Source organism: Stenotrophomonas sp. PS02300, assembly GCF_029959395.1.
Classification (GTDB): domain Bacteria; phylum Pseudomonadota; class Gammaproteobacteria; order Xanthomonadales; family Xanthomonadaceae; genus Stenotrophomonas; species Stenotrophomonas maltophilia_AD.
In genome coordinates this window covers 1-10,969 of the sequence record NZ_JASCOP010000133.1, presented here as the reverse complement: position 1 = coordinate 10,969, position 10,969 = coordinate 1, and the positions used below count along the sequence as shown (strand labels likewise).

Below are 10,969 nucleotides of genomic sequence, written 5' to 3'. Positions count from 1 at the left end.
TCTTTTTTTAATATGCCCCGCCGCCACCACCAAGGGTGGGGCCCTACCGGCGATCACCACCGCGAATGGCCGGGGTGTACCGGCAATCACCACCGCGAATGGCCGCGGTGTACCGGCAATCACGACGGCGAATGCGCGCGGTTTACCGGTAGGTACCGACCGTTGGTCGGTACCTCGCCCACCGGCGCTCAGGCCTTCATCGTGCCCGTGTCCAACCACCGCTGGTGCCACGACAACGCTTCCGGCAACAGGTGCGGGGTGTGCTTGCCGTAACTGTCCCTGCTCGCCCGCTCGAAATAGTCGTTGAGCTGGTCGCGGAAATCCGGGTGCGCACAATTGTCGATCACCACCCGCGCACGCTTGCGCGGCGGCAACCCGCGCAGATCCGCCAGGCCCTGCTCGGTCACGATCACCGACACATCGTGCTCGGTGTGGTCCACGTGGCTCACCATCGGCACGATCGCCGAAATGGTGCCGTTCTTCGCCGTGGACGGGCTCAGGAACGCCGACAGGAACCCATTGCGCGCGAAGTCACCCGAACCGCCAATGCCGTTCATGATCCGCGTGCCCATCACATGCGTGGAATTGACGTTGCCGTACAGATCCACCTCGATCATCCCGTTCATGCCGATGCAGCCCAGTCGGCGCACCAGTTCCGGGTGGTTCGAAATCTCCTGCGTGCGCATGATGATGCGCTCGCGGTAGAAATCGATGTTCTCCTTGAACGTCTCATTGGCCTGCGGGCTCAGCGCGAACCCGGTGCACGAGGCATAGCTCAGCACCCCGTCGCGCAGCAGGTCCAGCATGCCGTCCTGGATCACCTCGGTGAACGCGCTCAGGTCGCGGAAGCCGCTCTTGCCCAGGCCCGCCAGCACCGCATTGGGAATGTTGCCCACGCCGCTCTGCAGCGGCAGCAGGTTGGCCGGCAGGCGCCCGCGCGCCACTTCGTGCTTCAGGAACTCGATCAGGTGCGCCGCGATCTGCTCGCTGGTCGCATCGATCGGGCTGAACGGGCTGTTGCGGTCCGGGCCGTTGGTGCGCACCACCGCCACGATCTTGTCCGGGTCGCAGCGCAGCGAGGTTTCACCGATGCGGTCGTTGCCGTGGATCAGCGGAATCGGCTTGCGGTGCGGCGGCAGCGCCGTGCCGTAGTAGATGTCGTGCATGCCGTCCACGCCGGCCGGCTGCCATTCGTTGACCTCGACGATCACCTTCTTGGCCAGGTCCAGCCAGGTCTTGTTGTTGCCCACCGAGGTGGAGGGCACCAGCGAACCGTCTTCGCGGATCGCCGAGACCTCGATCACCGCCGTATCGATCTCGCCATAGAACCCGAACCACACATGCTGGGCCACGTGGCTGAGGTGGATGTCGATGTAGTCCAGCAGGCCGGCGTTGATGCGGTTGCGCGCGTCCGGGTCGCTCTGGAACGGCATGCGCATGGCGATGCCATCGGCCTTGGCCAGCGCGCCATCCAGTTCCGGGGCGGTGGACGCGCCGGTCATCAGGCTGATCTGGAAGGGCAGGTTGTCGGCGTGGAAGGCCTCGATGCGCTGGGCCAGCGCCACCGGCACCGCCTTGGGGTAGCCCGAGCCGGTGAAACCACTCATGGCCACCGTTTCACCGGGCTGGATCAGCGCGGCGGCGGCTTCGGCAGATACAACGCGACCGCGCAGGCGCGCGTCGGCAATGCGATCAACGGACATGACGACTACGTTTTGTGGGGGATTTTCATTATCCGCCATTGGCACCCCCGGCCGGGTGCGACCAAGGTGGAATGGCGTTCAGCGGTCATGTGAGGTGCTATTCAGGTAAATGGGGGCTTCTGTACCCATCAGTATTGTTTTGCAGTGCAGCGTGCAACTTGTTCGCGGAGCCTAGAAGATCGCCCTGCATCCCGACGTGGGGGAGGGAGCAGAGCCCGCTGGCAGTTCGCTGCAAGCGGGCTTTTTTACGCCCAAAATTTGGTGAATGGCGTTGATCCTCTGCGGATACACGCCAACGGCAGCCACGCAGGGCGTGGCTCTACGCGGTGGATGGCCATGCATAATCGCCCTATGCCGATTTCCGCCGATGCCGTGCCCGCCGCCCTTGTCCCGCTCGTCGACCGCGCGCTTGCCCGGCTTGCGCTCAGCCTGAACGACTCAGGCAACTGGCCGCCCCCGGAACCGGTGCTGGCCAAACTCCGCCTGCTCGCCATCACCAGCGACTTCGCCCTCGACACCCTGTGCCGGCAGCCCGCGCTTCTGTCGCAATTGACCCAAAACGACTGCCCGCCGCTGCCCCTCCCGGAACTGGATCCGCAGCAGCCTGCTGACTGGCCCGTGCGCCTGCGCCGCTACCGCACCGCCTGCTCCACCCGCCTGATCTGGCGCGACCTCGAAGGCCTGGACGACGTGCCCGCCACCCTGGCCGGCGCCACCCGCCTGGCCGAGGAATGCCTGGCGCTGGCCCTGGCCGCGCTGGAACAGGAATTCGCCACCCGCCACGGCGTGGTCCGTGCCGCCGATGGCAGCGCCCAGCAGCTGGTGGTGTTCGGCCTGGGCAAGCTGGGCGGCGGCGAACTCAACTTCAGTTCGGATGTGGACCTGGTCTACGCCTACCCGCAGGGCGGCGAATCCGATGGCCCGCGCCCGCTCGCCGCCGAGGAATACTTCGCCCGGCTCGGCCAGCGCCTGGCGCGCCTGCTGGACGAAACCACCGTGGACGGCTTCAGCCACCGCGTCGACCTGCGCCTGCGCCCGTTCGGCAGCGCCGGTCGCGTCGCGCTCTCGTTCGCCGGCATGGACCAGTACTTCCAGCGCGAAGGCCGCGACTGGGAACGCTACGCCTGGCTCAAGGCGCGCGCCGTGGCCGGCGATATCGCCGCTGGTGAAGCGTGGCTGCAGACCCTGCGCCCGTTCGTGTACCGCCGCTACCTCGATTTCACCGCGCTCGATGGCCTGCGCGAAATGAAGGCGGCCATCACCGCCGAAGTCTCGCGCCGCGACATGTTCGACGACATCAAGCGCGGCCCCGGCGGCATCCGCGAAATCGAATTCCTGTCGCAGGCCCTGCAGCTCATCCGCGGTGGCCGCGAAGCCAGCCTACGCGAGCGCCGCCTGCTGCATGCGCTGCCCGCGCTGGTCGCCTGCGGCCAGATGGCACCGGAAGATGGCGCAGACCTGCTGCACGCCTATGGCTTCCTGCGCCGCCTGGAAAACCGCCTGCAGATGCTGCGCGATGCCCAGACCCACGCGCTGCCCACCGACCCCACCGACCGCCTGCGCATCGCCTGTGGCCTGGGCTACGCCGACTGGGACGCGCTGCTGGCCGCACTCGATGTACAGCGCGACCGGGTCAGCACCGAATTTGCCGCACTGCTCGCCCCGCGCGCCGGCCAGGCCGCCCCCGATGCGCTGGCCAATTACTGGCGCGGCCTGCCCGACAGCGGCGATGCCGAGGTGCTGGCCAACGCCGGCTTCCACGATCCCAACGGCGCCGACCAGTCGCTGCGCGACTTCGCCCAATCACTCGGCGTGAAGTCGCTCAGCGACAATGCCCGCGCCCGCCTCGACCGCGTGCTGCCCGCACTGCTGCACGCCGCCACCCGCTCACCGCAGCCCGACGCCGCGCTCAAGCGCGTGCTCGGCCTGCTGCAGGCCATCCTGCGCCGCACCAGCTACCTCGCACTGCTCGACGAGCAGCCCAGCGCACTGGCCAGGCTGGTGGACGTGCTCGCCCGCAGCGCGCTGCTGGCCGAACGCATCGCCGCCTACCCGCTGCTGCTGGACGAACTGCTGGACGTGCGCGTGTCCGGCCCGATGCCCGATGCCGCCGCCATGCAGGCCGAGTGCGATGCCGCGCTGGCCGTGGACGACCCCGAAGCCGCGCTGCGCCTGCTCAATGAAACCCGGCTTGCGCTGAGCTTCCGCATGGCCCTGGCCACGCTGGATGGCCGCCAGCGCGCCGTGGACAGCACCCGCCAGCTGGCCCAGCTCGCACAAGCGGTAGTGGTCACCGCGCTGGCCATGGCCGATGCGGACATGCGCCGCGCGCACGGTGAAGTGCCGGGCGGGCGTTTCGCCATCATCGGCTACGGCAGCCTGGGCGGGCTGGAACTGGGCTTCGGCTCCGACCTGGACCTGGTGTTCCTGCACGACCACCCGACCGACCAGGACAGCAGCAACGGCGCCCGCCCGCTCGACCCGGGCCGCTGGTATGCGCGGCTGGCGCAGAAGGTGATGGCGCTGCTGGGCGCGGTCACCGCCGCCGGCCGCCTGTACGACATCGACGTGCGCCTGCGCCCGGATGGCGGCAAGGGCTCGCTGGTGTCCTCGCTGGCCAGCTACACCGAATACCAGCGCGAGCGCGCGTGGACCTGGGAACACCAGGCCCTGGTACGCGCACGGGGCATTGCCGGTGATGCCAGCCTGCTGGCCGATTTCGAACAGATCCGTGCCGCCACGTTGGCGCGCCCGCGAGAGCGCGAGGTGCTGTACGCCGATGTGGTGAAAATGCGCGGCCGCATGCGCACCGAACTGGACCGCAGCGATGCCGCGCGCTGGGATCTCAAGCAGGGCGCCGGTGGCATCGTGGACCTGGAGTTCCTGCTGCAGACCGGCGTGCTGGACAGCGCCGGCACGCACCCGCAGGTGCTGGAGCCGCGCGACACCCCCAGCCTGATCGACCAGCTGGCCGGCATTGCATGGCTGCCCGGCGGCACGCGCGACGCGCTGCACGAAGCGCACGCCGCGCTGTTGGACGTAGGGCTGGCCTGCACGCTGGACAGAAGGCCGCGCCTGGCGGTCCTGACTCCCGCGTTGGAAGAAGCGCAACGCGTGATCACCGCCACCTGCGAAGCAGCAGAGCTACCCTTCGGTACGGTCGGTTCCCAAACGACCGCCGATACCGGCGCAACGCCCGGTAACGCATGACCGCGAACAAAAACAAACGCCGTCCCCGCCGATGTTCATGCCCCAACCGAACGCGGGCAACGTAACGGCGGTCGATAGGGATGCGACCCTACCACGGGGTAATCGGCGCAAGCGTCGGTAGAGTCGGTTCCCAAACGACTGCACGTACCGGTGCAACACCCGGTAACGCATGACCCCGGGCAAAAACAAACGCCGGCCTCGCCGACGTCCATGCCTCAACCGTCGCCCGGGTTCACGCCGTGCGCGGCGCCATCTTCCACAGCAACGCGCGGAACGGCGCCAGCAGGAACACACCGATCGCCAGCTTCACCGCCAGGTCGCCCGCGGCCCAGCTCACCCACGGCAAACTCGAACCGGCAAACGCGATGCTCCAGAAAATCGTCGTATCCAACGTCGCACTGCACGTGGTCGCCACCATCGGCGCGCGCCACCAATGCCCACGGCGCAGCCGGTCGAACACGGTGATATCCAGCAGCTGCGCGGCAATGAACGCCAGGCACGACGCCACCGCAATGCGCGGGGTCGCGATCCAGATCGACAACAGCACCGCCAGCGCAAACCCCGCCCACGCCACCCGCCGTGCCGCCGCCGGGCCAAACCGGCGGTTGATCAGGTTGCTCACCAGGAACGCCACCGGGTAGCTGAAAGCGCCCCAGGTCAGCCAATCATTGATCGGGTACTGCACCAGCACGTTCGAACACAGCACCACCGCGCCCATGGCCAGCACCGCCAGCAGCAGCGAGCGCAGGGTCAACGGGGCAAACACGATGGCAGGGCGCGCGGTCATGGCGAACCAGAAGGCAGACAGGGAAGCGGCGGATTATCCCGGCTCGGGGCGGCCACAGCCACCCCGGGCCGGTTCAGTCACCAGCGTTCGCTCAGGTTGCCGGCCGCCGCATCGGTGGTGGGCAGGAAGGCCAGCTGCGTGCCCTGGGCATCGGCCACCATCCAGCCGGCGCCGGCCTCGGTGGGCGTGAAGGCCAGCACATCGCCGGCCTTCAGCGCCTGCGCGGGGTTGTCGTCGCGCGCCGGCCACTGCACCACGGCCAGGTCGGCGGGGGCATCGGGGTTCTTCAGCGCCACCTGGTAGGCGCCATCGGCCTGGCGTTCCACCTTCTCCACGGTGAGCGGCGGCAACGGGCCGGCCTTCGCCCCGGTGGCGCCGGCGCCCTTGTCCTTGGCCGCACTGCGCCGCTCCGAACCCTTGGCCGAGCCCTTGAAGCCCGCCGCCGTCAGCCAGATCGGCGCGGTGATCACCGCAATGCTCACATACGCGCTGATCGCCGCGTAGCTCACCGACTGCTGGCTCGGGGTGAAGTTCTGCGCACCGACCTGCGGTGCTGCAATGGCCACGCTCAGGGCCACCGCCAGAATCGAATAACGCTTCATGCCAACTCCTTCTGCAAAGGGAAAAATGCTTACGGCTTCGGCGCCGCCATCCCGGCCACCGGCACGTGCGCCACGCTCAGCTCCTGCGCCAGCGCCTTGCGCTGCTGCAGGAAATCGAACACCGATTCCACCGTCACCACCGAATAGTCGCCGGAAATGCGCTCACTGGCCGGGTGGTCAGTGGTGGCCGCATTGGCCGAGAAGAACCGCGCGCCCAAACGCTTGCCCACGCCGATGTGCAGCGAGCTGGGCTGGTAGTGCTGTTCCTTCAGCCATGCCTGGACCTGCGCACGGCGCACCAGCAGCGTGCCGTCACGCGATTGCGCCATCGCCGCCGCCAGCACCTCCAGCACCCACTGGTTGGAGTTCTGGTATTCAACGCTGAAGGGGTAGGCCACCACGCTGTAGCGCGGCTCGTGCAGCGCCTTGGCCTGGATGCCCGGCGCGGTGAGCATCGCCTTCAAGGCCGCGCGTACCGCTGGCGTGGGAACGCCCACGCGCAGATCGGTATGCGTGCCGGTTTCGCCGATGAAGTTGCTCAGCCCTTCATGGAACAGCGAAGACTCCGGCGACTTGCAGTGGTTCAACAGATGCACCGCGCGCCAGCTGCCATCGTCCTCGCGCACCGCGAAGGCCAGGTGGCTGTGGCGCAGGCCGTACCTGCTCAGGTCCTGGCCGCCGCGCGCGATGATCACCACATCGACGTCGTCGAGCGCTTCCAGTGTTTCATCGGCGCGCTGCGCTACATCAAACATCGACGCCAGCGCAGCCGGGGTAGGGTGGCGCTCCATGCATTCGGGCTGTTGCGATTGCGCGAGCGCCCCAGGCGCGGCCAGCAACAACGCCGCGCACAATAGTGCCGGCAGCGCGATGCGCTTCAACGGCGGGTGCTCAGGCAATCCGGGGCAGGGCAGATCCATTGCGTTTCAGTCTCCAGCGGTACAGGGCCGCGTCGGCATCATAGCGGCATCAGGCCGTGTGCCGACTAACAGTCGGCGCTACCGGGGTTCGCGAGCCGTAATGGTTTCATCCAAAGCCCGATGGGCCCGTGGTTGATTGATCCCAATCCCAATGGGTACGTAACTATTCGTAGCCCCGGCCGTTGGCCGGACACCGCGCGAAGCGCGGCCCAAGCATCCGAAGCCACCCCGCTGACGCGCGCGACCAATCTCCCGGCGTTTACACAAACCGAAGCCGCCTCCGCACCCGATCCACCACCTTCGCCACGCCCGCATGCGCCATCACCGGCTCAACTCCCGCGCACAAGGCTCGCTAACCGGCGCAGGCTGATCCTCCGGCGGCCACCGCTCCTTCTTCTGCTCATCCGTACGCGGCGGCTGGTTCCGATACGCAGTGAGCTCCTTATGGCAGCTCCACGACACCGCATCCTGCCCGGCAGGCATGCTCGAACACCCCGCCATCAACACAACCATCAACGCCACTAACGCACTGCGCATACGCACGCTCCTTCCCTGGTGAACCCCGAATCTAACGGCATCACCGCCGCATCGGTAGCCACGCGCCCACCGCCGTTAAGCCGGGATACCCAAAGCCTCGCGCACCTGCGCGGCAATCCGCCCGGTCTCGCGCAGCGGTTCGATCGGCCCGGGATAACCCCAATCCAACCAGCGTTCCTGCAACCGCCCGCGCGCACGCAGCGCCTGCTGGAACTGCACCATCCGTCCCTGCGCCTGCTGTTCCAGCGCCACCGCCACCGGCAGCCGCGTACCGCACGCCTCAGAAAGCAGGTTCACCGAATCGGGCGACACCACGATGCGGTCGGCCCAGCCCAGCAGCCCCGCATACGGGTTCACTCCATCGCCGCCATCGCCCCAGATCACCCCGGGCACATCGGCGAATGCGCTACGCAGCGCCCCCACCAGCGCCGGCGGCGTGCGCCGCGAAGTGGTGGCCAGCAGGCTGCCGCCTTCCGCGCGCAGCTGTTCCGCCAACTGCTGGAACACCTTCACCATGTCCGGCTCGTGCCACGGCGCGTGCGCGGTAGGCCCGCCCACCAGCAGCGCGGTGCGCGGGCCGGGCAGCTCGCCGAAGGGCGCAAACGCCGCGCGGCCCACCGTGAGCCAGTCGTCGTCCACCGGGTTCAGGCTGCCCAGCAGGGTAAGTACGTTGCTGCCGCGCAGGGCATCGTGTTCGGGCACCACCAGCAGGTCCCAATGGCGCGTGCCCAGCCGTGGGTCCAGGATCTGCACCAGCTTGCTGCCGCGCCGGCGCAGCTCGCGCAGCGCCCCGGCCGCCTGGCGGCCGCAGCCCACCGCCAGCTCCGGCGGTTGCGCGGTCAATGTCGCGAATGCCTCACCAAAGCCGTGGGCCATGCCCGGCAGCCAGCGCGGCGCCACCCATTTCCAGGGCGCGCGCGGCAGCAGCACCAGCGGGCGGTGCACCCCCAGCTTCAATGCCGCGGCCAGGGCCACTGCCTGCCGCACATTGCCGGCACGGCCGTCAGTGATCGTCCAGGGCGGACTCCATCGTTTCACGTATGGCATTAATTCGTTTCAGTCAGGCTGGGTGTTGCAACAGTCGCGACACTCTACACTGCCAGCCTTCGCCGACCGCGCAGTGGCCCGTAAAGGTAGCGCACGGCGTGCGGGATTCCTTCTTCGTCCAACGTGTTTTACCGGAGGCTTCATGTCCAACGTGCTCAACGATGCTGCGCTTGACCAGTTGTTCCGTACCGCCCGTACCCAGAATGCTTTCCTCGACAAGCCGGTCGAAGACAGCCAGCTGAAGGCGCTGTACGAACTGCTGAAGTGGGGCCCCACGGCCGCCAACGGCAGCCCGGCGCGTTTCGTGTTCGTGAAGTCCCCCGAAGCCAAGGCCAAGCTCGCCCCGGCGCTGTCCGAAGGCAACCACGACAAGACCCTGGCCGCCCCGGTCACCGTCATCGTCGCCTTCGACGAAGACTTCCACGAAAAGCTGCCGTACCTGTTCCCGCATACCGATGCCAAGGCATGGTTCGACGGCCCGCGTGAAGGCCGCCACGAATCGGCGTTCCGCAACGGCAGCCTGCAGGGCGCCTACCTGATCCTGGCCGCCCGCGCGCTGGGCCTGGATGCCGGCCCGATGTCCGGTTTCGACCCGGCCAAGGTGGACGAAGCCTTCTTCAAGGGCACCACCCTGAAGTCGAATTTCCTGGTCAATCTGGGGTACGGTGATTCTTCGGGCCTGTTCCCGCGGCTGCCTCGCCTGGCCTTCGACGAAGCTGCCCGCATCGAATAAGCGTTTCCGCCGGACTGGCCCGTCCGTGCGGACGGGTTGTTTCCTTACTTTTCCCTTTTTCCCTACGAATTCGAGAGAGAACCGACATGACCGTGACCCGCAAACTGCTCCTGCCGCTGGCCCTGACCCTGGCCATCGCCGCCTGCTCCAAGCCGGCTGAAGAAACCGCTGCCCCGGCCGCCGATGCGACCCCGGCTGCTGCCACCACCCCGGCTGCCGAAACCGCTGCCCCGGCTGCTGCCGCCCCGGCCGCTGAAGCCATCCAGATCGCTTCGGGCACTTACAAGCTCGACCCGAGCCACACCGACGTGCTGGCCCAGTGGAGCCACTTCGGCTTCTCGCACCCGACCGCGCACTTCGGCAACGTCGAAGGCACCCTGGTGTATGACTCGGCCGACGTGACCAAGTCCACCCTGGAAGTGAAGCTGCCGCTGAGCGGCCTGAACAGCTTCACCGCCAAGTTCGACGAGCACCTGCGCAGCGCGGATTTCTTCGACGCCGCCAAGTTCCCGGCCGCCACCTTCAAGAGCACCAAGGTTGAAGCCGCCGGCACCAACAAGCTGACCGTGACCGGCGACCTGACCATCAAGGACACCACCAAGCCGGTGACCCTGGATGTGACCGTCAACGCCGGCGGCGAGCACCCGATGGCCAAGGTTCCGGCCGCCGGCTTCGACGCCACCACCACCATCAAGCGCAGCGATTTCGGCGTCGGCGCGTACGCCCCGAACGTGAGCGATGAAGTGAACATCCGCATCACCACCGAAGCCACCGGCGAAAAGCCGGCTGCCTGAGCGGTAACGATGTAGAACGCAAAAATCCCGCCGAAAGGCGGGATTTTTGTTTGTGCAATCCGGGTTACGCGGCGGCGATCTTCGCCAACCACCCGGTGGCGAAATCCGTTGGCAGCCGGCGTGCCGGGGCGGTCAACCCGCTTTCGCGCAGGAACGCGTGCGTGGCCTGGGCGAAGTTCTGCCGGGCAATCAATGCCGTCTGCTTCACCGCGCCCTGCTGCTTGCGCAGCTGCACGATCTGCAGGCTCGGCTTACCGGGCAGCGCGTACTTCTGGTAACGGCGCAGCTCATCGGCCACCAGGGTGATATCGGCGTTGGCCTGCACCAGCGCCAGCTGGGCGCGGGCCAGCGGCAGCACCGCCTCGCGCATGGGCACGGTGGCCTGCGGGGCGGTTTCAGCCAGGGTGGCGTCCAGCGTGGCATCGGCGCGCTCCAGGCGCGCGATCAGGTCGGCCAGTGCCGAAAGAGAAGCTGCTTGCATCGAAAGGCACCGGCCTAAAACGCGATTGTCGCATGGCGGGGGTCACGACCAACGGTCGTGACCTACCGGGGTGGGGGTTGCGGGGTCACGACCAACGGGCGTGACCTACACGCGGTAGCGGGCGCCCCGGGGGGGGGGGGGCCCGGGGCCGGCAA

9 protein-coding genes are annotated in these 10,969 nt (G+C 67.7%); 3 read left to right on the top strand and 6 right to left on the bottom strand.

Annotated elements, in window-relative coordinates:
* Positions 1–188: 188 nt before the first annotated feature.
* Complete coding sequence (locus QMX79_RS17675) at positions 189–1,703, bottom strand: acetyl-CoA hydrolase/transferase family protein (protein WP_282247922.1); 1,515 nt, start codon at positions 1,701–1,703, stop codon at positions 189–191.
* Between the two features lie 351 nt (positions 1,704–2,054).
* Between QMX79_RS17675 and glnE the strand changes: the two genes are divergently transcribed.
* Positions 2,055–4,913, top strand: a complete 2,859-nt coding sequence (gene glnE, locus QMX79_RS17670) for a bifunctional [glutamate--ammonia ligase]-adenylyl-L-tyrosine phosphorylase/[glutamate--ammonia-ligase] adenylyltransferase (RefSeq protein WP_282247923.1) — start codon at positions 2,055–2,057, stop codon at positions 4,911–4,913.
* Positions 4,914–5,145: 232 nt separating this feature from the next.
* Here glnE and QMX79_RS17665 read toward each other — a convergent pair whose 3' ends face one another.
* The 4 genes from QMX79_RS17665 to QMX79_RS17650 all read right to left on the bottom strand — a co-directional run bounded on the left by QMX79_RS17665 (position 5,146) and on the right by QMX79_RS17650 (position 8,806).
* A complete protein-coding gene (locus QMX79_RS17665; protein WP_282247921.1) occupies positions 5,146–5,700 on the bottom strand; it encodes a queuosine precursor transporter in 555 nt (184 codons plus the stop codon).
* Positions 5,701–5,777: 77 nt separating this feature from the next.
* Positions 5,778–6,302 carry a hypothetical protein gene (locus tag QMX79_RS17660; RefSeq protein ID WP_282247920.1) on the bottom strand — a complete coding sequence of 175 codons (525 nt, stop codon included), beginning with the start codon at positions 6,300–6,302 and terminating at the stop codon, positions 5,778–5,780.
* Positions 6,303–6,331: 29 nt separating this feature from the next.
* Complete coding sequence (locus QMX79_RS17655; RefSeq protein WP_282247919.1) at positions 6,332–7,222, bottom strand: DUF2145 domain-containing protein; 891 nt, start codon at positions 7,220–7,222, stop codon at positions 6,332–6,334.
* A gap of 612 nt (positions 7,223–7,834) precedes the next feature.
* Positions 7,835–8,806 (bottom strand): mitochondrial fission ELM1 family protein, encoded by a 972-nt coding sequence (locus QMX79_RS17650; RefSeq protein WP_282247918.1) that lies wholly within the window; start codon positions 8,804–8,806, stop codon positions 7,835–7,837.
* Between the two features lie 142 nt (positions 8,807–8,948).
* On the opposite strand from QMX79_RS17650, the gene QMX79_RS17645 reads away from it, so the two are divergent.
* Together QMX79_RS17645 and QMX79_RS17640 are read left to right on the top strand one after the other, a co-directional pair.
* The gene (locus QMX79_RS17645) at positions 8,949–9,539 is read left to right on the top strand and encodes a malonic semialdehyde reductase (RefSeq protein ID WP_282247917.1); all 591 of its coding nucleotides are present in this window, start codon (positions 8,949–8,951) and stop codon (positions 9,537–9,539) included.
* Between the two features lie 86 nt (positions 9,540–9,625).
* A complete protein-coding gene (locus QMX79_RS17640; RefSeq protein ID WP_282247916.1) occupies positions 9,626–10,333 on the top strand; it encodes a YceI family protein in 708 nt (235 codons plus the stop codon).
* A 64-nt stretch (positions 10,334–10,397) separates the two neighbouring features.
* Here QMX79_RS17640 and QMX79_RS17635 read toward each other — a convergent pair whose 3' ends face one another.
* Positions 10,398–10,814: a hypothetical protein gene (locus QMX79_RS17635; RefSeq protein ID WP_282247915.1), complete on the bottom strand. Its 417-nt coding sequence runs from the start codon at positions 10,812–10,814 to the stop codon at positions 10,398–10,400.
* Positions 10,815–10,969: the final 155 nt, after the last annotated feature.

Excerpts from the sequence above, each read along its gene's own strand:
- QMX79_RS17675 (WP_282247922.1), bottom strand. The coding sequence starts at position 1,703 with ATGTCCGTTGATCGCATTGCCGACGCGCGCCTGCGCGGTCGCGTTGTA.
- QMX79_RS17665 (WP_282247921.1), bottom strand. The coding sequence starts at position 5,700 with ATGACCGCGCGCCCTGCCATCGTGTTTGCCCCGTTGACCCTGCGCTCG.
- QMX79_RS17660 (WP_282247920.1), bottom strand. The coding sequence starts at position 6,302 with ATGAAGCGTTATTCGATTCTGGCGGTGGCCCTGAGCGTGGCCATTGCA.
- QMX79_RS17650 (WP_282247918.1), bottom strand. The coding sequence starts at position 8,806 with ATGCCATACGTGAAACGATGGAGTCCGCCCTGGACGATCACTGACGGC.
- QMX79_RS17640 (WP_282247916.1), top strand. The coding sequence starts at position 9,626 with ATGACCGTGACCCGCAAACTGCTCCTGCCGCTGGCCCTGACCCTGGCC.
- glnE (WP_282247923.1), top strand. The coding sequence starts at position 2,055 with ATGCCGATTTCCGCCGATGCCGTGCCCGCCGCCCTTGTCCCGCTCGTC.
- QMX79_RS17645 (WP_282247917.1), top strand. The coding sequence starts at position 8,949 with ATGTCCAACGTGCTCAACGATGCTGCGCTTGACCAGTTGTTCCGTACC.
- QMX79_RS17635 (WP_282247915.1), bottom strand. The coding sequence starts at position 10,814 with ATGCAAGCAGCTTCTCTTTCGGCACTGGCCGACCTGATCGCGCGCCTG.
- QMX79_RS17655 (WP_282247919.1), bottom strand. The coding sequence starts at position 7,222 with ATGGATCTGCCCTGCCCCGGATTGCCTGAGCACCCGCCGTTGAAGCGC.